Consider the following 23,091-nt stretch of genomic DNA (forward strand, 5'->3'; position numbering starts at 1 on the left):
TTAAACTCCCATTGGCAGGACTAAACCTTCGCGGGCCATAACTGCCTGGGGAAAAGCTGTTTTGACTTTTTTTGCTATTTCATCGAGAAAATCATCACTGTGAGTAGGTTCATGGTGAAAAATTACCACCCGCTTCACTTCAGCCGCTTTAGCTACTTTGATTGCTTCCTGCCAAGTCGAATGTCCCCAACCTACCTTAGAAGACTTGGGATTATGATACTCATCATCAGTGTACATAGCATCATAGATTAATAGGTCAGCATTGCGGGCTAAATTTACCACACTTTCATCCAAGCGATCGGGAAAATGTTCTGTATCAGAACAATAAACTACCGTCCGTCCATTCCATGTCACTCTATATCCCATTGCTGTATTAGGATGATTCAGAGAACCAGTCTCAATCTCAATATCATCCAGCATCATTTTTTCCCCATGCTGAAGCTCATAAAAACGTAAGTCAGCCTGGATACCATTTAAAGGAATAGGAGAGTTATAATGTAGAACCCTTTGTATAAAATGCTTTCTCATTGACTCCCCTTCTGGAGGTATAGCTCCGTAGATATGAAAACTATTTCCTTGGGTAAAAGCAGGAGTAAATAAAGGGAAACCTTGAATATGATCCCAGTGATAATGAGTAAAAAACATATAAGCTTCTACTGGCATTTCCTGCATCATTTCCTCGCCTAATTCTCGTAGACCAGTGCCACCATCAAATATCAGCCGCTTACCAGCTATTTGCATTTCTATGCAGGAAGTATTTCCACCATATCTAATAGTATCTTTTCCTGGAGTAGGAACACTACCTCGTACACCCCAGAACTTCACTAAAAAATCTCCCATTTGTTCAGACATCTTCGAGAAATCAACATTATCTTTAGTTAGCACTTCAGAAGAAAGTTTAGTTTCCATATGAATTTTCTTTTAGCAGTTTCCACTTTATGAATTTAAAGATTTCTGGATTTTTAGGAAATTGAACTAGAGACAGAAAATATAGCAGCTTGCTTTTCTATAAGTTGTTAATTATTGCCAATTCAAAAAATTAAATTGTCCAACTTTAATAATTAACCAATCTGCAAAGCACTATTTATAGGATTACAAGAATTGCTGGCGTTGCTGAATAAATGTATGATTTCACAGGAGTTAGGAGCTAGGAGTCAGGAGTCAGTAGGTAGAAAAGAGTTGTTCGGTGACTAAATAGGTATAATTTGCAATATTGTTTTTGCTTAAAATTTACCCAAAGTTGAATTTCATACCTCAAATCAGCAACACCGAATTGGTTAAGACATTTTTCAATCCTGTTTCCTGATGGATTCCACAGGGAAAAACCCTTTTACAGTTAGCTATTCCCTATTCCCTATTCCCTAGCGCGTAGCGCCATATATTTCAAACTCTCACATTGTCCATGATGGCGCAATAAATGATCGCATAGCACAATGGCTACCATTGCTTCTACCATAGGTACAGCTCTAGGTAAAACGCAAGGGTCATGTCTTCCTTTCGCTGCTAACAATGTCTCTTCACCTACACGACTAACAGTACGCTGCTCTTTACGAATTGTAGCAGTTGGTTTAAATGCTGCCCGCAACACAATATTTTCTCCATTAGAAATTCCTCCCTGTACCCCTCCAGAACGATTAGTCACAGTCCGAATTTCCCCTTGCTCATCTGTATAAAATTCATCATTATGCTCGCTACCTGTGAGAGTAGTACCTGCAAAACCAGAACCAATTTCAAATCCTTTGCTCGCTGGCAAGGACATTACACCCTTAGCTAAATCTGCTTCTAATTTATCAAATACAGGAGAACCAAGACCTTTCGGGACATTCCTGGCCACACATTCAACCACACCTCCCAGAGAATCTCCCACATCCCGTATTTGTTCTACTAATTCAATCATTCTGTCTGCACATTCAGTATCTGGACAACGGACAATATTACTTTCCACTTGTTCTATAGTCACTGTTTCTAGATCGACAATGGCCTCTAAATTTTTGATGCGCTTCACATAGCCAACAATTTCCACACCAGAATATTGTTTGAGAATTTTTTTAGCGATCGCCCCAGCAGCAACGCGTCCAATAGTTTCTCTAGCTGAAGACCGTCCCCCACCTTGCCAGTTCCTAATACCATACTTAGCATCATAAGTTGCATCAGCATGAGATGGACGGTATTTACTAGCCATCTCCTGATAATCTTGTGGACGAGCATCCTTATTTCTCACCAAAATCATCATTGGCGTACCCAAAGTTTGACCTTCAAATACTCCAGACAGTATTTCACAAATATCTGTTTCTTTGCGAGGTGTAGTAATTTTGCTTTGCCCTGGACGCCTACGGTCTAACTCATATTGAATTTCTGCAACATCTATTTCTAGTTGAGGAGGGCAACCATCAATTATAACTCCTACTCCTCCTCCGTGGGATTCACCAAATGTTGTTACCCGAAATAGATGTCCAAATGTGTTGCCCATGAAACTCAAACTACAATAAAGAATTAAGACCTCTATTTTAACCTGTTTTCTTTAAATAAAGCACTCAGCGATCGGCAAATACTTTGCTCTGTCAAGAGTTTTTGAGGTGTAGGACTATGGAGAAAAAGTTTAAAGAATCACATCAGGGGTCAGCAACGAGAGCGAAACGATATTGTGGCGATTGAAAATCTCAATATTAAGGGTTTAGTTCGGACAGATTGGCTAAGTCAATTAATGACGTAAGTTGGTCTATGTTTCTAGAATTTCTAGAATGTTTCTGTCAAAAAAATGACAGAAAATTAATAGCTGTTAACTGCTCAACTAAACCTACTCAAAGGTCTGAAAGCCTAGTCATTCTTAGTGGGTCAAGCACTACAAGGCTAAACGGCAAACCCTTTATTCCCTGGTCAAAAACATCAGGAATTACTTTACCCTAGTATTAAGAGGCCAGTTAAAATTGGCAGTAATCTCCCGTTAAATTTTGATAATGATAACGAGAGAGTATTAATCACCTTCTAAAAATCTAGACAATCCTAGACATCCTCTTCATCACTGAGTAAGAGTAATTTTCCGCCTCACCTGTCCATAAGCCTACTGGCGCGCGAAGGTTGGTTAATGTTCCGATCAAACACATTGAGTTTAGGATTCCCTCTGGGGTTTTCGTCCTTATGAAAAGTCGAGTGTCAAACAGTCCATAATTGTTGCTAGAATACTCTGTTTTTAGCATACATATGTAATAATAACACAGATTAATGGCGTAAAAACATAGACATTTTGTAGATATTTGTCTTGGATAGTCCATGTTTTTAAGCTTTAGCAAACAAAAGTATAACTATATCAATCTATAATAACATAAGTTTATATATATTAATAAATCAATAATAGTTAATTAACCTTAATCTTCGTGTTCATCAAAAGGGTCTCTCAACTCCTTAGCGGGAGGTCCAAAAGCCGTATAAATTGAAAAGCTAGTAATGGCCACAACCATTACACCTATAGAGATACTAAGAACTGTTGCAGGTTCCATATAATTCATTAAAATTATGAGTGTTATACATATACAATATTACAAAAGATTAAAAAATTCTGCTGAATTATAGATTACATAGAAACTTATGGCACAAAGAACTGGATTAGGAGACCTGCTCAAACCTTTAAACTCTGAATATGGTAAAGTATCTCCCGGTTGGGGAACTACACTATTAATGGCCGTTTTTATAGGCTTATTCTTTGTCTTCTTGTTGATTATTCTCCAAATCTACAACTCTTCGTTGTTGTTAGAGAATGTTGATGTGGACTGGGCTAGCCTAACCAAATAAGATGAATTAAAGAGTAGGGCTAAGAAATTCAATTAATTAAAATTTCTCCAGCCCTAGCTATATCCTTAGTAATAATCTCAGATAAGTTTTAGGAGTAAAAAACAAGATGAATATTTTTGGTATTGGTCTGCCTGAAATGATTGTAATTTTAGTCGTAGCTCTTTTGATATTCGGTCCAAAGAAACTACCAGAAATTGGTCGTAGTTTAGGGCAAGCGATAAATAGTTTTAAAGCAGGAGCTAAAGAGTTTGAAAATGAGTTTAAACGAGAGGCAAAACAGTTAGAAGAAGGGTCTCAAGTTAGTCAGTATGCACCTGAATCAGAGTCAGAAAAAGTAGTAACTGTTTCTTCTCCTACAGAGACAAGTCAGAAAAGCTAGTTGATAAAAGTAGAGAAAAATTTCACCTGAGCCAATCCAAAAAAAGATAATATTTTTGACGATTTAATTTTAATTCTTAACGTAATGAAAGAGGTGGCATCAGGGCAAAATTTAGTGATTCCTCAATTAATTGTAGGTTTGGGAAATCCAGAGCAAAAATACGAAAGAACTAGACACAATATAGGATTTGCGGCAGTTGATAGTATAGCCAATATGTGGCATACTTCTCTATCGGAAAACCGAAAATTTAAAGCAGAATTTGGAGAAGGCAGAGGTATAAAATCCGATAAAATTTATTTGCTCAAACCCTTGACTTATATGAATAAGTCGGGACAAGCAATTCGTACCGTGTTAGATTGGTATAAATTGCCACAAAATTCGGTGCTAATTATATATGATGATATGGATTTGCCAATGGGACGACTGCGACTACGGTTATCTGGGTCTGCTGGTGGCCATAATGGGATGAAGTCAGCGATCGCTCATTTAGGGACTCAAAAATTTCCTCGTTTGCGAATAGGTATAGGTAAGCCAAAGAATGCTGCTGCTGAAAGTAGAGATCCAAATACTATTGGTCATGTTTTAGGAAAGTTTAGCCCAGAGGAAAGTCAATTAATGACTCAAGTGCTGAAATTAGTTGTAGAAGCTGTAGAGCTTTCTTTGAGACAAGGAATAGAAAAAGCAATGAGTCTCTATAATAGTCGTAGTGTTAGCTTACCAGAAGATTAATTTACTATTTAAGCAAGTATTTAAAAGTGCCTTGATTTATATAGATGAGTGTATTATCTGAATTTAACTAGCTATAAGCTTTTAGCATTTGCGTACCGGAATGCGGAGCTAACAGCTATCCTCTTGCTGAGGAACTACGTTAACAGCTTTTAGCAGCTCGGGTTAAAATCCCCGAGAACTCACCATTGCGCCAGATGGTTTAGGAAGGGTTGAAATCCTATTATCGCACGTTCAAAAAAATAATCTTGCTGACTGCTGACCGCTTCTTGAAAATTTTGACTTTAATAAAATATAAAGTGTGACTTTTCACTATTAATGAGTTATAAAGGTTTACCAGAAACTACTGCTTATGTCAGAGTAACTCGTCAGTCTTGGCAAAAAGGCATTATCGAAGGAGAAGTAAGTGCTGGGTCTTTTAATTGGCATTTTAAATGGGGTTTTCGCCATAAAAAAACTCTTTCCATTCGCCCTTCTCAAGGACGTGCTTTAATTCAAGAACCTTTAGGTAGGTTTCTAGAAAAATGGGATTATCAACTAGAAGCTGGTGGGGATTATTATTTTACAATTAAAGCCAAATTTTAGATATTAATTAGATTAGATGGGAGATTTTAGTTGAAAATGTAGATTAACTGTCGAAAAGCAACTAATAATTTAAAATCTAAGTATTTATAAGTATTGATAGCTTAAAATCCACACAAAAAAGCAAAAAATTATAACTATTGAAATGAAATTATTCCAGCCTTTGACCTACTACCTAAAACCTACCACATAATATCAAATCCGGTTAAATACTTAATTATATAGTAGGGAGAGATGGGGAGGTGGGGAGGTAGTCCGATTTAATATTGGAGTGTGGATAGAATTATAAATATATACTGTATAACCGGATTCTATATAAAACCTTCTTTCTTCAGAAATGAAATTATTCCAGTCTTTAAACTACCACCTAAAACCTTCTTCAAACCTAAAACCTTCTTCAAAAAAAACTTATGAGTAAATTTGTATTTATAACTGGTGGAGTAGTTTCCAGTATTGGTAAAGGAATTGTAGCAGCAAGCTTAGGCCGTTTGCTCAAATCACGGGATTATTCCGTATCTATTCTGAAATTAGACCCCTATATCAATGTAGACCCAGGTACCATGAGTCCCTTCCAACATGGAGAAGTATTTGTCACAGAAGATGGGGCAGAAACAGACCTAGACTTGGGTCACTACGAACGATTTACAGATACCTCCATGTCTCGCCTAAATAGTGTTACCCAGGGTTCAATCTACCAAGCAGTCATCAATAAAGAAAGACGAGGCGATTACAAAGGAAGCACAGTTCAAGTTATTCCTCATATTACCAATGAAATAAAAGAGCGGGTACATAGAGTTGCCAAAAATGCTAATCCAGATGTAGTAATTACAGAAATTGGGGGGACTGTAGGAGATATTGAATCTCAGCCCTTTTTAGAAGCTATTCGGCAATTTCGTAAAGATGTGGGACGAAATCATGTGTTATATATTCATGTTACCCTAGTCCCTTGGATTGCAGCGGCAGGGGAGATGAAAACTAAGCCCACTCAACATTCAGTCAAAGAGTTGCGCTCTATTGGTATTCAGCCAGATATTCTAGTCTGTCGATGCGATCGCCAACTGAGCAACAACTTAAAAGAAAAAATGTCTGAATTCTGTGATGTACCTGTAGCATCCGTAATTACATCAAAAGATGCCGAAAGTATTTATGAAGTACCTCTAATGTTAGAAACAGAAGGACTAGCGGTGCAAGCTCTAGAATTATTAAATATGGAGCAACGTCAACCAAATCTTGATAGGTGGCAAACTTTGGTCAATCGTCTTTATCATCGGAACAATCCTGAAATAGAGACAAAAAATGTCCAATCATCTACTACTACAAGTATCGAAATTGCGATAGTAGGTAAATATATTCAACTGAGCGATGCTTATTTATCAGTGGTAGAGGCATTACGCCATGCTGCAATAGCTATTGGTGTGGACTTAAATCTGCGTTGGGTCAGTTCTGAAGATGTGGAGGTCAAAGGAGCAAAGACCTACCTGGAAAAGGTGAATGGGATTATTGTTCCGGGAGGGTTTGGCGTGAGAGGTATTGATGGAAAAATAGCTGCTATTGAATATTCTCGGTTGCAAAAAATTCCTTTTTTGGGGTTATGTCTGGGAATGCAATGTGCGGTAATTGAGTGGGCACGGAATATAGCAAAATTGGAATGTGCCCATAGTGCGGAGTTTGACCCTGAAACACCAAACCCAGTGATTAATTTGTTACCCGAACAACAAGATGTAGTGGACTTGGGCGGTACTATGCGACTGGGACTTTATCCTTGCCGTCTTCAAACTGATACATTAGCATTTCAGACTTATCAGCAAGAGGTGATTTATGAACGTCATCGTCATAGATATGAATTTAATAATGCTTACCGGAACTTGTTGTTAGAAACAGGATATGTTATTAGTGGAGCTTCTCCGGATGGTAGGTTAGTAGAAATTATTGAACTTCCCACTCATCCTTTCTTTATTGCTACACAATTTCATCCAGAGTTTCAATCTCGACCTAGCACTCCTCACCCTCTATTTCATAGCTTTTTTAAAGCTGCTAGTTCACAAGAAAAATGTTATGATTTGTCTGTAAATAATGTTGAAGTCACCCAAGATAATGTAGTTAGTACAGGTTCTATCCTAAGTGCTGACTAGATTATTAGTTACTAAAATTTTTTTATTATTGTTTGTTATCTAGTTTAATTTCCCTATCTTAGGCGATTACTAATAATCTTAAATACAGCATTAAACATTGTTATATTTTCTAATATTAATCGCTGATAGTTATCTTAGATATTTGAAACTTTTAGTAGTGGTAAACTTCTTGATTTAAAAAATAAATCTTTTTCATTGAGTGAACCTATCCCAGTAATAATATTTTTGCTAAAAACCCTAAATATTTTGAGAGTTAAAAACAAAAAATTAAACTTTTAAAACACATTTTACTTAAACAAATAAGCCTGTTAAAAATAGTGGGATAGGTTTATTGAGTAGTAATTTACCAGATCGAGGATAACTCAATAGTGTCCATCGGACTTTTAGAGTAACTTGCACTAATTTGGAGAAATGCAAGAAATCAAAGCTTTGAGGGGGTCATGTGGCCTACTGGATTAAAATAGATTATGAAAGAAGTAAATACTTGATCGACCTCGATCATATTACTGCTTTTTCTTGTCAGCCAAATAAACGACTAACTTTTTGGTTGCCAAATAGCAGTCAGCCAATTATATTAAATAAGCAAAGTTGCGAACATGACTATCAGCTAGTCATAAAATATATTACAGAAAAGATTGAGATAAACTGTCTCACTAATGATGAATGTTGGGTACATATTATTTACGATCGCCATGAATGGTTTATAAATTTGAATTGTATTACTACATTTGCTTCTGAACCTAATGGTCGTATAACTTTTTGGCTACCAGATAGTACAAAAGATATTATTATTAGTCCCAATATCGATCCGGAAGCTTATGAAAAGGTTGTGGAATTTATCACAAAAGTAACAGGGTATTCTTTACCTTGAAGAAGGAAGAGGGAAGAAGGAAGAAGGAAGACGGTCTAATACCAATTACCAAAAGTTATGGTATACTTAGGTAGCACTTCAATTATTAAGCAATTAACACTAGCGTTATACCTTTTTGATAGTTGTCACGGTATTTAGCATTAATTAGGGTTTGCTGAATAAAGTTTTTTGCTATGGGTAGGAGTCAGAAGTCAGGAGTCAGGAGAAACGGGGAATTTAGAGGAGGTAGAAGTAAGAATTTCCCTCAATTTTTTTGTCCTTGATTTGCCCAAAATGCTAACTTTTTTGTAATCTCAGAAGGCTAAAGTCTTGGGGTTGCACATTATGGAATGATATTGCCAAAAATTGGTTTAGATTTTGACTAAAAATAACCATTAATTAATCATTCTAGCAATTGATTAATCCACAATCCAATTCAATCAAAAATATCAAATCATTCGTCACTGTGCAACGCCGAAAAATTAACAGACAAATATATCCGACTACTTTCTAATTAAATTCTATTCTCCGCTCCTCCTAGCAACTCTCTACTCCACTCCTGGGAGGAGTTAGGGTTGGGTGTCCCACACTTCTTTGACATCAAAGGTAAAAACCCTTAGTAAGCACTTCCCCACTCCCTCTTTTGTAGGAGATGTCTAATTATTATGCAAACTTGCCCAAGCTAATTTAGCAGCTCCTACAATACCAGCATGATTACCTAATTTAGCCGTTAATAATTTTAAGCCTAAACGAGAACTCAACAAAACTCGTCTCTCAATTTCTGCTTTAGCTACAGGCAAAAAAAGTTCTGCACCAGCACTCACTCCCCCTCCAATAATTACAGCTTCTGGTGTCAAGATATAAATCAAACTTGCCAAACCTGCACCCAAAAGTCTGCCATAATATTCCCAGAATTCTAGGGCAAATTTGTCTCCAGTTTGAGCCAAATTTGCTAACTCCAATGGTTCTTTACCAGTAGCTCGACGAATTGCCTGAACAGAAACATATTGTTCTAGAGACCCACTATTACCACTGTTACACTCTGGCCCGTCCGGGTTCACAGTAATTAACCCTAACTCTCCCGCAGCACCTAAATGACCTACAAACAATTGACCATCTAAAATAATTGCTCCCCCAACACCAGTACCCAGAGTAAGCATAATCATATTTTTAAACGAACGACCTGCCCCTAGCCAAGATTCTCCTAAACCAGCACAATTAGCATCATTAGCCAAAACTACTGCTAAACCTGTCTTTTCCTCCAAACACTCAGCCAAGGGAACATTTTGCCAATCTGTCAAATTAATTGCTACTTTAGATATTCTACCTTGGACATCAGTAGGGCCAGGTACTCCAATACCTATTGCTTGAATAACTGCTGAGTTATCTGGTTGAGATTTAGCTACAGATAAATCAAGTGGATTAACACTATAATTGTTGAGTGAAGAATTAGATCTTAAACCAGAGTTCGCAGAGCGTTGCAATAACAAAATTGCTTCTACCATCACATCAACTACTGCTTTTGGGGTTGCAGGTTGAGGAGTTGGCACATTTAAAAATTGATGACAAACTCCATCTTTGTCAAAACGCCCCAGTTTAATTGCCGTTCCCCCTATATCAATACCTATTACCTGAATATTCATGTTAGTTAGTCTGTGTTTAGCTGTCACACAACGCACGTTAACGCTTTCCTAGGTTATGAAGGGCGCAAACGGGATATGTAAAGCGTAGCATTGCCTCAACAAAACAAGAAACTTCATCAGGAAATTGGGTACAGTTATCCTTGTTTTGAAGTTCCCGTTATCATCCCATATAATTTGTCCCCTTCGGGGGAGCTACCCTTACGGTAGAACAGTTATAATAGAGCTGCGTAGTTTTACTTTAGCAATAATATTAAGTATTGCAAGGGCTAGAGCAAAACTACAAACAAAAACTTTATTATTGCTAATTAAGCGGACATGATATCAGATTCAACGGCAGAGAACTTCACTTAAAATCTTTCAACACTAGAATTAAATATAGGTTCAACCCGGATAGCAATTATAGCAGAGGGACGAACAACCATATATTCTCCTTGAATAGTCTTAATTGGCACATTTACAAACTCTGGAGAATCATGCTTTGGAACTATAACGCCACTGTACCAAGTTTGAAATTCTTTAAGAGTCAGAAAACGTACTTCTTCGCGAGCGCCACCTTGTAAAATCAGGTGTATGGCAAATTCATCAGGGTTTCTAGGCATATCTTTATCAGTTATCAGTTACCAATTATCAGTTATTAGTTATCAGTACCTACTACTAAAGCAGAGGGACTATATCTAATAGGGATTAACTGCCATTAACCCCTACAGGTGGTTTATATTTTCATATTTTGCGTAACTCCCGATCCTTTTAAAAGGAAGGAAAGGTCTGAGACCTTATTTCTTGGACAAAAGTTAAAAATATTAATTCCGACTTCTATTAAGTCAGATTAATTAATCATCATATAGGAGGATTATATAATTAATTAAATTAACAATTAATCATTCCCTATTCTTTTTTTCAGAGTATTTAAAACTCATCATTTAAATGCCCAAATATAAAATTGGTCTGTATATCATAACACTACAACTATACTCACCCTTAAAATACTGTGAATTAACCCTTAATTGTCAAACAAATAAATATAAATCTATGCCGCGTCGCCAAGATATACGCAAAATTCTACTTGTTGGTTCTGGTCCGATTGTAATTGGCCAAGCTTGTGAATTTGATTATAGTGGTACACAAGCTTGTAAAGCTCTTAGAGAAGAAGGATTTGAGGTTGTGCTGGTCAACTCCAATCCAGCTACAATTATGACAGACCCAGAAATTGCCGAATGTACTTACATCGAACCCCTGACTCCTGAACTTGTAGAAAAAGTCATTGCCAAAGAACGACCAGATGCTCTCCTACCCACAATGGGCGGTCAGACAGCTTTAAATATATCAGTATCTTTGGCCAAAAATGGTACTTTAGCTAAGTATGGTGTTGAGTTAATCGGGGCTAAACTACCAGCAATTGAAATGGCCGAAGACCGACTGCTATTCAAGGAAGCAATGGCTCGAATTGGTATTCCGGTTTGTCCATCGGGTATTGCTAGCAACTGGGAAGAGGCAAAAGCGATCGCTAATGAAATTGGTACTTATCCCCTAATTATTCGCCCTGCTTTCACACTGGGAGGGACAGGAGGAGGTATTGCTTACAATCAGGAAGAATACGAAGTAATGGCACAAGCAGGGATAGATGCTAGTCCAGTATCTCAAATCCTAGTGGAAAAATCGTTGATTGGTTGGAAAGAATATGAATTGGAGGTAATGCGAGACTTAGCAGATAATGTAGTAATTATCTGTTCGATCGAAAATATTGACCCGATGGGTGTACATACTGGAGACTCAATCACTGTTGCTCCAGCTCAAACGTTAACGGATAAGGAATATCAACGACTGCGAGATGCTTCGATTAAAATTATCCGGGAAATAGGGGTGGAAACTGGGGGTTCCAATATTCAATTTGCAGTCAACCCAGTAAATGGAGATGTGATTGTGATTGAAATGAACCCACGGGTGAGTCGCTCTTCAGCTTTGGCGTCAAAAGCTACTGGTTTTCCTATTGCTAAAATGGCAGCAAAATTAGCAGTGGGTTACACCTTAGATGAAATTCCTAATGATATTACTAAAAAGACACCAGCTAGTTTTGAACCAACTATAGATTATGTTGTCACGAAAATTCCTAGGTTTGCTTTTGAGAAATTTCCCGGTTCCCAAGCAGTGCTGACTACTCAAATGAAGTCGGTGGGAGAAGCAATGGCAATAGGTAGGACATTCCAGGAGTCGTTTCAGAAAGCATTGCGGTCTTTGGAAACAGGTAGGGCAGGTTTTGGTAGCGATCGCTGGGAAAAGTTACCCAGTTTAGAACAAGTACGCTCCGGGTTACGCACACCTAACCCAGAGAGAATGTTTACAGTACGTCATGCTTTGTTACTGGGAATGACTGTAGAAGAAATATATGAGTTGACGGGAATTGATATTTGGTTTCTGGATAAGATGCGGGAGTTGACCGATACAGAAAAATTGATTAAGCGCACTCCGCTCAACGAATTAACAAAAGAGCAGATGTGGGATATTAAACGGCAAGGTTTTAGCGATAGCCAAATTGCATATTGTAGTAAGACTGATGAGGATGAGGTCAGAAGTTATCGGTTGAGTTTGGGTATTAAACCTGCTTATAAAACGGTGGATACTTGTGCAGCAGAATTTGAAGCACTGACACCTTACTATTATTCTACTTATGAAGAAGAGTCAGAAGTTTTGCCTTCTGAAAAACGGAAAGTAATGATTCTGGGAGGGGGACCTAACCGCATTGGTCAGGGAATAGAATTTGATTATTGTTGTTGTCATGCTAGTTATGCTCTGGGAGAAGATGGGTTTGAAACAATTATGGTTAACTCTAATCCCGAAACTGTTTCGACTGACTATGATACGAGCGATCGCCTTTATTTTGAACCTTTAACTAAAGAAGATGTACTAAATATTATTGAGGCGGAAAACCCGGAAGGAATTATCGTTCAGTTTGGCGGACAAACACCTCTGAAGTTAGCGGTTCCTCTGCAAAAATATTTAGAGCAAACAGAAACTAAAACAAAAATTTGGGGAACTTCCCCAGACTCTATCGATACCGCAGAAGACCGAGAAAGGTTTGAGCAGATTTTGCGAGATTTAGATATTCGTCAAGCTGCTAACGGTCTCGCCCGCAGTTTTGAGGATGCGTTGGAGGTGGCGCAGAAAATAGGTTATCCGGTAGTAGTGCGACCATCCTATGTTTTGGGAGGCAGGGCAATGGAAATTGTTTATTCTGACCAAGAGTTAGAGCGTTATATGAAGTTTGCGGTACAGGTGGAACCGGAACATCCGATTTTGATTGACAAGTTCCTAGAAAATGCGATTGAAGTGGATGTGGATGCCATTGCAGATAGTACTGGTCAGGTGGTTATTGGTGGAATAATGGAACATATTGAAGAGGCAGGTATTCACTCTGGTGACTCTGCTTGTTCTATTCCTTATCAAACTTTAGCTCCTGCTGCAGTGGAAACAATTCGTAAATGGACTGTTGCTCTGGCAAAAGCGTTGAATGTTATCGGGTTGATGAATATTCAGTTTGCGGTGCAAGGGGAAACAGTATATATTTTGGAGGCAAACCCCCGTGCGTCGCGAACAGTACCTTTTGTGTCTAAGGCAATAGGAACACCCTTGGCAAAAATGGCATCGCGAGTCATGTCTGGAAAAAAGTTAGAGGAATTGGGTTTTGTGGAGGAACAGATACCCGAACACGTTTCTGTGAAAGAGGCGGTGTTACCGTTTGCGAAATTCCCCGGTACAGACACAATATTAGGACCGGAAATGCGCTCTACTGGAGAAGCGATGGGTATTGATGTTGACTTTGGTAAAGCTTTTGCCAAAGCACAGTTATCCGCAGGGCAAAAATTACCTTTAGAGGGTACAGTGTTTGTGTCGATGAGCGATCGCCATAAAGAAGCAGTTGTGCCAGTGGTTAAGGACTTGATTGAGTTGGGTTTGAAAGTGATAGCTACTGAGGGAACTCGGAAGGTATTGTGTTTGCATGGTTTGGATGTGGGGTTGATGTTGAAGTTGCATGAAGGGCGACCAAATGTTTTGGATGGGATTAAAAATGGAGAAATTCAGTTGATTATTACGACTCCTTCTGGGGAGGAAGCGCGTGCTGATGGGATTAAAATTCGGCGGAGTTCGTTAGATTATAAGGTGCCATTAATTACGACTATTGCTGGTGCGAAAGCAACGGCGGCGGCGATTCGAGCGTTGAAGTCTGAAGTGTTGGAAGTGAAGGCGATGCAGGATTATTATTGAAGAAGGAGTCAGCATACAGGAGTCAGGAGTCAGAATGAAAGAAGGAGTCAGCATACAGGAGTTAGGAGACAGTAGTATAACCTAACCCCCCAACCCCCTTCCCTTGTAGGGAAGGGGGAGAATATTCCAAAAGCAGGAGAGGGGTTGGGGGAGAGGTCTTAATTTTACAACCAACAGTCAACCCCGTAGGGATGTTTCATGGAACGTCCCTACATTTTTCAAAAAGATTCTTATAAAAAAGTAGTGGTACTTAGACATTTTATGGTCTAAAAATGGCTTATAGTCAGTCTAGATCAGGGAATTTTGAGCCTATTTTCTACTTCTGTTTTGTGTAAGTCTCACTAATTATAGCAATGTGCGCTGGCATATTTACAAATTACAAGAGGTTTCCAATAGCTAAAAGTCTTGTATTATCGGTCTTTTATTCCCCCTGTTGCCTGTTGCCTGTTGCCTGCGCACAGCGCTATATTTGTGCCTACCTATTTCATTAACTTTAGCTAACAGTTAACTAATAAAGAGGGAGCAAAGTTTAATTTATCACCCCCTCAACTTTTTACTTCCCTTTGCGATCGCTACTTTCATGCCACAAAGTTGCTATAAATTGAAAATTTCCGTAGTAACGCACCTAGCGATCGCTCTGTTAATCTACAACTCCAAATAAAATTCCACTATCTTGAGAATATTTTTTATACAAAGTTTTATTATATCACTTCCAGCCTTTTTAGATGTACTAACCAATAAAAATTTCTATAATTTATCTGAAGCCGTAATAAGACTATTATTTAAGCATAATATCCGGAAAACTTAGTCTAGCTTAATCAAAACTTTATAAGTACTGTTGCCATAGCTATACACCTCAAGCCTTTATCTAGTAGTTAATTCCACTAATTTTAACTACTAAAAACACCGTAGATGAAATTAAAGATTCTGTAAAATTAGACAAAAAGGGTTGCGAAAATTTCGGGGGGGGGTAGATTAATGTTGTAGGCAATAAATCTTAACTCAGGAAATTTAATCATGTTGAAAAAGCTTTCAAATGTTAAACAACTATCAGTAGCCACAGCAACAGTAGGCTTAATGACTTTAGGTGCCACTGTCGCTCATACCCAAGCGGCTAATGCTGCTGCCATTATTAGTAATGGAGTTATTCAAATTGGAGTTAACGATGAGGGACATTTGAATATACCTGGAGGTACTCCTTCTAGTGGAGTAGGAACAACAACTGTCGGTTTACGATTTCTTCCTACCGGTGCAGAATTTACTGCCCCTGGTTTGATAGCTGAGGGGTGGGGTGTTGCTGATGCTGCATCTGGTCTCACTGGTTATGCTAACGTTGATATTGATGGTGTTCAAAACCTGGATTTAGTAAGTTTTACTGCTACTTCAACTACAGCTACTTCAGTAGTATCAATTGATGATGTTTTTCTAGTCACTCATGATTACAAACCTTCTAGCGAAACTCCTTTCTTATATGATGTAGAGGTAACTATCGAGAACATTAGTAGTTCTTCAGTGGATGATGTTCGCTATCGGCGCGTTATGGATTGGGACATTGAACCTACTGCTTTTCGTGAATTTGTAACTATTCAAGGAACAGAGGAAGCAACTAATGTACTATTTGCTAGTGATGATGGGTTTGCTAGTGCTAATCCCTTATCTAGCCGATCTTCGAGATTATTCACAGGAGATGCAGTTGATAGTGGTCCTAGCGATCATGGTGCTTTGTTTGATTTTGGATTTGGCTCACTAGGTAGTGGAGATTCCAAGAGCTTTAATATCTTTTATGGAGGTGCATTCACAGAAGTTGAGGCATTGGCAGCATTAGGTGCTGTAGGTGCGGAAGTTTATTCTCTGGGTCAAGCAGATGTGCCAGGAGGAGCTGACATAGGAAGTCCTAATACAGGTATCTTTGCTTTCTCTGGAGTTGGTGGTGTCTCTATGACTGAAACTCCTACTGAAACTCCAGAACCTGTTTCTATACTAGCCTTACTAACTTTAGGTGCTTTAGGTACAACTTCCCTGAAACGCAGACAAAAAGAAGAAAAGTAGGTTCACAGGTCTAATTTCTGGCAAACCTACCTCAATTTTAAAAGCTAACTATAAGTATAATCGAAATATTCGATTCTGAGAAGATGCAACCAAAAAATATGAGGTTGTGTCTCTCAACTTTTTCATGTAATATTTTGTCCAGCAAAACAATTGTCATTGCCAGCGACAGCATTTGCAGAGCATTCCGTCAGGAAAGCAATCTCCAGAACTCAGGGATGACTATGCTAAAAACTGCTCCGCTAAATCTTCATAAATCACTATCTGATCGAAATTCATACCAAATCCAATTACTATAGACTACAATATTTTATTGATAAAACCTTAATATATATGAATTTTAGCTTACTTATTTATGGTCTAGTTGACTACTCCCCGGACTTAAGTCACGGGGATTCTAAGCAGATACTACGCAACAGGATAAATCCGTGTTGCTCCGTTTCTTCTTAGCTGACCAAAGATATATTCTTTGGGGACAAGTCAAAATGCCCCTACACAGTCGGCTTAAGTTTAACCCTAGCTTTCTGCTTACTTTTGTGATTATATTTGCAGCCCCATTACAGTCTGCATTAATACACCAATTATTGCCTGTTCTATACAAACCACGCTGTCTTGATGCAGTCGCTCATGGGGGAAACCCCCAAGACCGCGCTGCATCGCTTTATTCTCTTTCCTGACGGTTTCCAATTATTGGGTTTCTCACCATAATTAGGTAGATTGTCACCATCTAAAAATGAAGCAATACTTGTATAACTTTCCTCAGTTTCTATAAATCTAATCCCATACTCTTCACATAATTGAGCTATTCTTTCCTTGAGTCTAGCTGTCGGAATTGGTACAAATTCTGAATTACTTTTCTTTCCTAATTCTATTTGATTTTTCTGACCTTTATTCCAGCCAAATACAATTGTACCAATATGATTTTTTAAACAATGATTAATCACTATCCTGGCTGCTTTATTAATTCCATCACGGATTTGGCGGTTACGCTTTTCTGTAATGGCAGCTAGTTTATTTGACCAAAATCCAGTCGGTTGATTTTCTTTAATAGTTGATACTTGTTTGTTGTACCAACGATTCATTGATTTAATCTGTTTCCCATCTACAATTAAGCTAGTATTTACATTGGATACACAGGTCAACCAATTATTTAAACCATGGTCAATTCCTAATACATTTTCTTGATTTAATTGAGGTTTAACTATTACTTCTCTTTCATAAACAAATTCCCAATAAAAACATCTGTTTCTCGGTAATATTCTCAGTTCTTTGAGAGTAGAGAATGCTAGATTACTAGGCATTGGAATTAAAAAGCTATCTACTCCAAACCAGCGTTTACAGGTATTCTAAGCGTGGTATTCTAATTTGATTATCTTTAAGTTTTAATGCTTGCTTAGGGTAACTTACTGTAGCCATTCCCCCTTTTTTTCTATAGTTAGGAATCCTTGGTCTGTCTGAGATTTTACCTTCATTATAGGCAATAATAAGACCATAATAAGACCTAAATGATTCAGCTACAGTTCTCAATGTTTGTTGTGCTGCTTGAGAATATAAAACTTTGTAATGATAGTTCCTTTTATAGACCTTTTCCAAGTCAAACTTGCCAATACCAATCCTGGCTTTAAAATATAATTGCCGACCATAGTATATGCCCATGTTAGTTAGTTTGTGAGACTGTTCGCACAAGAATGTTAAAATGGGAATTAATTCAGGATTTTTACCTACTAAAACTTGCTGACAACAGTACATTTGAAACGGGCAGACCGAACAGTTATTGTAGGTAATAATAACACAGGACAACTAAAGTTGTCTAGTCTAAGCGACTCGCTTGTTTTCATCCCCCGGTTAAAACACGGGGGCCTTCAACGTCGCTTTTCGGTAAACTGGATTTGGTATCAATCCGTTTTTTTGATTGGTTAACTGAAAACAGGGACATATTTGCCAGTCATAAAGAGAGTTTAGGCTATATTAAAGATCTAAAAATTGTGTAAGTCCCCTCTGAGGGTGACAAGCACTTCAAAACTATTGTTTGATCAGGGTTTCAAGGATATCCATATATCGCCATTAGGACCGCGATTGCCTTCATTTATCGCAAATACATTACCCTGTGCTAACTACTAATAATCATAATATTCACTGGATTGAGTGGAGTAAAGCGAGTTAAATTAGCTATAGGTATAGATCGAGATAACTGTACTTGCAAAAGACGATAATTCCAACTCCGATCGCTCTTTTTTCTTTCCTCTGCCCAACTTAAAGCAGTATGCAAATTTTCCAAACTGGTAAATGCTAATACTATCATTCCTCCAGGTAACATCCTCATCCCACAAACTCCCAGAATCTTCCTAAGTTTACCACTACTACCCCCAATAAAAATTCTATGGGGAGGGCGCAGGTGATGCAAAATATCTGGAGCATTACCATGAATAGAAACTACATTGTTAACCTGAAAGCGACGGCAGTTTTCTTCAATTAAACTTGTTCCAGCAGCAGTTTTTTCAATTGCATATATTGTAGAATCACTAAAAAGGCGAGCAATTTCAACTGAAACAGAGCCACTACCAGCACCAATATCCCAAATAATTTGTCCTGGTTGCAAACCCAACTCAGCCAAAATTAAAACCCGTACTTCCCGTTTCGTCATTAACCCTGGGCGGTCATCGTAAGTAAAAAAATAATTATCTGGTATCCCCAACCAAGGCAAATTAGCTAAATTTACAGATTGATTAGCTAATTTAGATTGACGTAATAATACCACTACATTTAACGGAGCAAATATTTCTTGTTTTGCTTCATCTATAGACCATTGTTGAACTCGTTCATCCTCACTACCTATATTTTCACAGACCCAAAAATGATAGTCAATTGGTAAATCTAAACTTAATAACAAACTAGCGATCGCCTTTGGTGTATGAGTATGGTCTGTTAACACTGCTATTTTCTCAATTCCCTGCTGCAGTGCTTGAATCAACTCATCCATTGAGCGACCATGAACGCTAATTATTTTAGCATCTTGCCAAGGAATTTTAAGGCGACTAAAAGCTAATTGTACCGAACTCAGATGCGGATAAAACCTTAATTTTTCTGGCGGAAAATGAGTTACTAATAGTCGCCCTAAGCCAAAAAATAAAGGGTCTCCTGAAGTTAAAACTACGATACAACTGTTGGGGATATCTAAATGCTGTCGTATTTCTACAATTGTCTCAAGTATATCTTCCAGTACAATAATTTCGGCAGAATGATTAGGGAAATAACGGAGATGGCGATCGCTTCCTACTAACACAGTCGCCCTTTCAACAATTTTCCGCACTGACTCATTTAGTCCAACAACTCCATCTAAACCTATGCCAATAACATTTATACTCACGATAATTTATAGCTATATCAGTAGTCAGTAGTCCGTAGGAATTATATAAAAGGCGCTGCTGAACTCAGGGGTGAATCTTTGCAAAAAAGGTAACACATCTTTGTATACTTCCTTCTTTTTCTAAAACTATAATTCCAATGCGCAAATATGTAACGCCCTCCACACTCCCCACACTAATTCATCCCGCAAATATGCAACGCCATATAAAATACTCCAAATACAATTTTTCAACTCTGCCCTTAAGGACAAGTTACGATCAAAATTCTAACTTATCAAGTCAAAAAATGGCGTTGGTGAATCAACATCAGAATTAAGATATTTGGACTAACCGTAATCAACATCAGAATTATGAATACCCCTTTCATTACTTGCTCCCAAACAACCCGTAAACGAAATAATCTGTAGGGACTTTGAATACAAAGTCCCTACCTATTCCCTATTCCCTATATTATTTCTGGCCTAATTTAATTAGGGCTTGCTGATTAAATCTAAAAGTCTTTATAGATAAAGGTTTTAGCCTTGTTAAGTATCAAAAAGTGCGAGGTTTTAAGTGGTAATAGTTCAAAAATGAGCGAATTTTGGTCAAGATTTGGGCAGAACAATCTTGGGACAATTCTTACTCCTAGCTCCTCACTCATTCCCATTTTTCCTGTCTCCTGTCTCCTGTCTCCTGTCTCCTATCTCCTACACCTAGGAGAAAGACTTTTGAGGGCAAACCCTAATTACAAATCTACAACAGGCCAATCTGGTTGTCGATAATACCGTACCATATTATCAAACTTTCGGAGTTCTCCCCGATGCAATAACATTTCTGAATTGCTTTCCAACCATTGATTATTTAATTCTAAAATCCCATCTCCCACAGCAGCAGTATCTAAATCTGATGGAATTTCCCCAAAATATCCCAAGGTAATATGAGCAGTAAAGTGATATTGCTGTTCAATACCTAAAGCAATGAAATTAGGATTTTGATAAATTGACCGACGTAGTTGTAGAATCCGATCATAAGAACTTTCATCTTTTGGGACGAGACAAACACCAATAGCTCTAGTCATTACTACAATTCCTAAAACTTGCCAGCGGGCTTGATGGCCATTTTTGGCAATAGATAACTCTTGAAAACTTTCAGCAATACAAGAGCGTAGTTTTTCTTCAAATTGAGGATTACTTTGACTAGCATTTAGAAAGGCACTTTCCCAAATTAAATCAGCTAAGGTTAAATGAAAACTATTGCCAGGCACGGGAATCATTAAATTAGTTCCCAATAGTTCTACCAATAGTTGTTGAGATTGTTGCAAATACTGATAAAAGTTGCCGTTTTGCGAGTCTTCTTCCCCCGGTGGAGTAATCACAGAATAGCCAGGAAAATTATTAGCCTCAATTTGGCCATCCAGTTTAGTGAATTTCGGAGACTGTTGGATATATTCCAACTGAGATTTGTAACTTGATAGCAAGGTTGTCTGTGCTACTCGGTTAATGTAGTCCTGATATGTATCGTCCAATCTTAATCGCCCCTTATCAAAAAATAGCTTCTTATGCCAATTTACCTATACTTTGGCGAGGATGAATATTCAATGATGCTAGCAGCTAATGCTTTGCGTGAATCTGTCCTCGATCCTAACTGGGCTAGCTTTAACTATGACAAAATTTTGCCAGCAATAGATGCTGTTCAAACTGGATTGAATCAGGCCATGACTCCTCCTTTTGGTTCTGGTAGTCGTTTTGTCTGGCTAGTCGATACTAATATAACTCAGCATTGTTCACAAAATCTATTGGAAAATTTGGAAAGTACTCTACCTCTGATTCCTGAAACTACTCTGCTATTGTTGACTACGCCCAATAAACCTGATCAAAGACTTAAGTCCACAAAATTGATCCAAAAATGGGCTGAGGTTAGAGATTTCTCTCCTATTCCTCCTTGGAAAACAGAGTTATTGGAGCAGCAAGTCAAAGAAATGGCTCAGGAAGTAGGAGTCAAGCTTAATTCTAGTGGGGTTACTTTTTTAGCAGAAGCTTTAGGTAACGATCGCCGACAACTTCATAGTGAGTTGACTAAATTACAGCTATATGTATCTGGAGATTCTGTAGTGGACTTAGAAGTAATTACTACTCTAGTCGGTTCTCAGACTCAAAGTAGTTTAAAGTTAGCTACAGCAATTCGTTTAGGTGATACGGTTAAAGCTTTGGAGTTAGTCGCAGATTTAATTGCCCACAATGAACATCCATTACGAATAGTGGCTACTCTAGTAGGCCAATTTAGAATATGGTTTTGGGTAAAACTAATGATAGAGACAGGGGAGCGAGATGAAAAAGCGATCGCTCAAGCTGCGGAAATAGGCAACCCTAAAAGGATATATTTTTTACGACAAGAGGTCAATTCTTTGTCCTTAAATCAATTACAGAAAACCTTACCTTTATTACTAGAGCTAGAAGTAAGTCTCAAGCAAGGAAAAGAGCAAATATCTACACTACAAACTAAAGTAATAGAACTTTGTCAGGTGTTTTCTCAGAAAAATATCTTCAGTAAAAAATCGTAGAACTATTATCGGCTGGGAGTCAAAATTTAGGACATCGGAATTATTATGGCCTTGAAGAAGGAAGAGGTGGATGGGGACTCAAATCCCAACCAATTGTAAACACCGCTCATGAGGTGCGGGGTATTAAACCCAAAATAAAAAGATAATTCAAACACCCCCCATTGGTCTGAGTAAATTCATATAGTTTATTTTCAGGTTTTCCCTCCCCATCATCATTGTTGGAGATATTTATTCAGGACATATTAAAGCTATTAAATTACCAACAGGAAAAAACCTAGAAAATATTTAACAATTAACGCTAGCATAATTTTTAATCTTTAATGCCCCCTCAAATCACTATTCTTAAAAATTTATAAAATTAATAGGATTCGCATCCCATAATCAGCTAAACTATTCATAAGTTTTCTAATTTATTGACACTAAGTAAAAAAATTAGAGCTTCTATTAAGCATCATAATATGATTTAGACAAATATAACTACAGGTATAGACAGATAAGAAGCAATTTTTAATTATTAGATATTGTTAACAATTGATAATTTCTGCTAATATACAATCCAAGTAGTAGGTTTTCTGATTCTGAAATCATCGGCGATTGGTCAGCCTATAGAAATTAATTTAATTTGTTGTGGAGGAAAATCTGGACGAGCTAAAAATTAGTGGTAATAAGATTGCAGTTAATAGAGTAAAGTCGATGAATTTATAAACTAAGGTTTGAAGAAGGAGACAGGAGACAGGAGACAGGAGACAGGAGGAAAATTACATGGGGATTCGCTCCCCC

18 protein-coding genes are annotated in these 23,091 nt (G+C 37.8%); 9 read left to right on the forward strand and 9 right to left on the reverse strand.

The window, feature by feature from the left end:
* From D5R40_RS07915 to psbN, 3 genes are all read right to left on the reverse strand, one after another.
* A complete protein-coding gene (locus tag D5R40_RS07915; RefSeq protein ID WP_124154465.1) occupies positions 1–909 on the reverse strand; it encodes an MBL fold metallo-hydrolase in 909 nt (302 codons plus the stop codon).
* Positions 910–1,354: 445 nt separating this feature from the next.
* Positions 1,355–2,470: a chorismate synthase gene (aroC, locus tag D5R40_RS07920; RefSeq protein WP_124146300.1), complete on the reverse strand. Its 1,116-nt coding sequence runs from the start codon at positions 2,468–2,470 to the stop codon at positions 1,355–1,357.
* 895 nt (positions 2,471–3,365) lie between these two features.
* On the reverse strand, positions 3,366–3,497 hold the full coding sequence (psbN, locus tag D5R40_RS07930; RefSeq protein WP_124146299.1) for a photosystem II reaction center protein PsbN: 132 nt from the start codon (positions 3,495–3,497) through the stop codon (positions 3,366–3,368).
* Positions 3,498–3,585: 88 nt separating this feature from the next.
* Between psbN and psbH the strand changes: the two genes are divergently transcribed.
* The 6 genes from psbH (at position 3,586) to D5R40_RS07960 (ending at position 8,479) form a co-directional block, all read left to right on the forward strand.
* Positions 3,586–3,789 carry a photosystem II reaction center phosphoprotein PsbH gene (gene psbH, locus D5R40_RS07935; RefSeq protein ID WP_124146298.1) on the forward strand — a complete coding sequence of 68 codons (204 nt, stop codon included), beginning with the start codon at positions 3,586–3,588 and terminating at the stop codon, positions 3,787–3,789.
* A gap of 106 nt (positions 3,790–3,895) precedes the next feature.
* Positions 3,896–4,168, forward strand: a complete 273-nt coding sequence (locus D5R40_RS07940) for a TatA/E family twin arginine-targeting protein translocase (protein WP_124154466.1) — start codon at positions 3,896–3,898, stop codon at positions 4,166–4,168.
* An 84-nt stretch (positions 4,169–4,252) separates the two neighbouring features.
* Positions 4,253–4,897 carry an aminoacyl-tRNA hydrolase gene (gene pth / locus D5R40_RS07945; protein WP_124146296.1) on the forward strand — a complete coding sequence of 215 codons (645 nt, stop codon included), beginning with the start codon at positions 4,253–4,255 and terminating at the stop codon, positions 4,895–4,897.
* A 315-nt stretch (positions 4,898–5,212) separates the two neighbouring features.
* Positions 5,213–5,479 (forward strand): DUF3146 family protein, encoded by a 267-nt coding sequence (locus tag D5R40_RS07950; protein ID WP_124146295.1) that lies wholly within the window; start codon positions 5,213–5,215, stop codon positions 5,477–5,479.
* A 407-nt stretch (positions 5,480–5,886) separates the two neighbouring features.
* On the forward strand, positions 5,887–7,608 hold the full coding sequence (gene pyrG, locus D5R40_RS07955; RefSeq protein ID WP_124154467.1) for a CTP synthase: 1,722 nt from the start codon (positions 5,887–5,889) through the stop codon (positions 7,606–7,608).
* A 442-nt stretch (positions 7,609–8,050) separates the two neighbouring features.
* Positions 8,051–8,479, forward strand: coding sequence for a hypothetical protein (locus D5R40_RS07960; protein WP_124146293.1), 429 nt, complete (start codon positions 8,051–8,053; stop codon positions 8,477–8,479).
* Positions 8,480–9,114: 635 nt separating this feature from the next.
* Here D5R40_RS07960 and D5R40_RS07965 read toward each other — a convergent pair.
* On the reverse strand, positions 9,115–10,101 hold the full coding sequence (locus tag D5R40_RS07965; protein ID WP_124146292.1) for an ROK family protein: 987 nt from the start codon (positions 10,099–10,101) through the stop codon (positions 9,115–9,117).
* 347 nt (positions 10,102–10,448) lie between these two features.
* Positions 10,449–10,700, reverse strand: a complete 252-nt coding sequence (locus tag D5R40_RS07970; protein WP_124146291.1) for a hypothetical protein — start codon at positions 10,698–10,700, stop codon at positions 10,449–10,451.
* Between the two features lie 430 nt (positions 10,701–11,130).
* Here D5R40_RS07970 and carB point away from each other — a divergent pair, with 430 nt between their 5' ends.
* Together carB and D5R40_RS07980 are read left to right on the forward strand one after the other, a co-directional pair.
* The gene (gene carB, locus D5R40_RS07975) at positions 11,131–14,361 is read left to right on the forward strand and encodes a carbamoyl-phosphate synthase large subunit (RefSeq protein ID WP_124146290.1); all 3,231 of its coding nucleotides are present in this window, start codon (positions 11,131–11,133) and stop codon (positions 14,359–14,361) included.
* A gap of 1,017 nt (positions 14,362–15,378) precedes the next feature.
* A complete protein-coding gene (locus tag D5R40_RS07980) occupies positions 15,379–16,410 on the forward strand; it encodes a PEP-CTERM sorting domain-containing protein (RefSeq protein WP_124154468.1) in 1,032 nt (343 codons plus the stop codon).
* Positions 16,411–17,000: 590 nt separating this feature from the next.
* On the opposite strand, the gene D5R40_RS39280 is transcribed toward D5R40_RS07980, so the two are convergent.
* The 4 genes from D5R40_RS39280 to D5R40_RS07995 form a co-directional block, all read right to left on the reverse strand.
* Entirely contained in the window at positions 17,001–17,708 is a 708-nt protein-coding gene (locus tag D5R40_RS39280; RefSeq protein ID WP_205127342.1) for an RNA-guided endonuclease InsQ/TnpB family protein, read from the reverse strand.
* Between the two features lie 34 nt (positions 17,709–17,742).
* The gene (locus tag D5R40_RS39285; RefSeq protein ID WP_240041549.1) at positions 17,743–18,156 is read right to left on the reverse strand and encodes a hypothetical protein; all 414 of its coding nucleotides are present in this window, start codon (positions 18,154–18,156) and stop codon (positions 17,743–17,745) included.
* 361 nt (positions 18,157–18,517) lie between these two features.
* On the reverse strand, positions 18,518–19,774 hold the full coding sequence (cbiE, locus tag D5R40_RS07990; RefSeq protein ID WP_124146289.1) for a precorrin-6y C5,15-methyltransferase (decarboxylating) subunit CbiE: 1,257 nt from the start codon (positions 19,772–19,774) through the stop codon (positions 18,518–18,520).
* Positions 19,775–20,496: 722 nt separating this feature from the next.
* Positions 20,497–21,276, reverse strand: coding sequence for a DUF1868 domain-containing protein (locus D5R40_RS07995; RefSeq protein WP_124146288.1), 780 nt, complete (start codon positions 21,274–21,276; stop codon positions 20,497–20,499).
* 33 nt (positions 21,277–21,309) lie between these two features.
* On the opposite strand from D5R40_RS07995, the gene holA reads away from it, so the two are divergent.
* Entirely contained in the window at positions 21,310–22,311 is a 1,002-nt protein-coding gene (gene holA / locus D5R40_RS08000) for a DNA polymerase III subunit delta (protein ID WP_124146287.1), read from the forward strand.
* Positions 22,312–23,091: the final 780 nt, after the last annotated feature.

The sequence above is a fragment of the Okeania hirsuta genome, from assembly GCF_003838195.1.
GTDB classification, from domain to species: domain Bacteria; phylum Cyanobacteriota; class Cyanobacteriia; order Cyanobacteriales; family Microcoleaceae; genus Okeania; species Okeania hirsuta.

Coding starts and splice junctions, on each gene's coding strand:
- D5R40_RS07965 (WP_124146292.1), bottom strand. CDS start 10,101: ATGAATATTCAGGTAATAGGTATTGATATAGGGGGAACGGCAATTAAA.
- D5R40_RS07970 (WP_124146291.1), bottom strand. CDS start 10,700: ATGCCTAGAAACCCTGATGAATTTGCCATACACCTGATTTTACAAGGT.
- carB (WP_124146290.1), top strand. CDS start 11,131: ATGCCGCGTCGCCAAGATATACGCAAAATTCTACTTGTTGGTTCTGGT.
- D5R40_RS07940 (WP_124154466.1), top strand. CDS start 3,896: ATGAATATTTTTGGTATTGGTCTGCCTGAAATGATTGTAATTTTAGTC.
- holA (WP_124146287.1), top strand. CDS start 21,310: ATGCCAATTTACCTATACTTTGGCGAGGATGAATATTCAATGATGCTA.
- pth (WP_124146296.1), top strand. CDS start 4,253: ATGAAAGAGGTGGCATCAGGGCAAAATTTAGTGATTCCTCAATTAATT.
- D5R40_RS07950 (WP_124146295.1), top strand. CDS start 5,213: ATGAGTTATAAAGGTTTACCAGAAACTACTGCTTATGTCAGAGTAACT.
- pyrG (WP_124154467.1), top strand. CDS start 5,887: ATGAGTAAATTTGTATTTATAACTGGTGGAGTAGTTTCCAGTATTGGT.
- D5R40_RS07915 (WP_124154465.1), bottom strand. CDS start 909: ATGGAAACTAAACTTTCTTCTGAAGTGCTAACTAAAGATAATGTTGAT.
- D5R40_RS39280 (WP_205127342.1), bottom strand. CDS start 17,708: ATGCCTAGTAATCTAGCATTCTCTACTCTCAAAGAACTGAGAATATTA.
- psbN (WP_124146299.1), bottom strand. CDS start 3,497: ATGGAACCTGCAACAGTTCTTAGTATCTCTATAGGTGTAATGGTTGTG.
- psbH (WP_124146298.1), top strand. CDS start 3,586: ATGGCACAAAGAACTGGATTAGGAGACCTGCTCAAACCTTTAAACTCT.
- D5R40_RS07980 (WP_124154468.1), top strand. CDS start 15,379: ATGTTGAAAAAGCTTTCAAATGTTAAACAACTATCAGTAGCCACAGCA.
- D5R40_RS39285 (WP_240041549.1), bottom strand. CDS start 18,156: ATGTACTGTTGTCAGCAAGTTTTAGTAGGTAAAAATCCTGAATTAATT.
- aroC (WP_124146300.1), bottom strand. CDS start 2,470: ATGGGCAACACATTTGGACATCTATTTCGGGTAACAACATTTGGTGAA.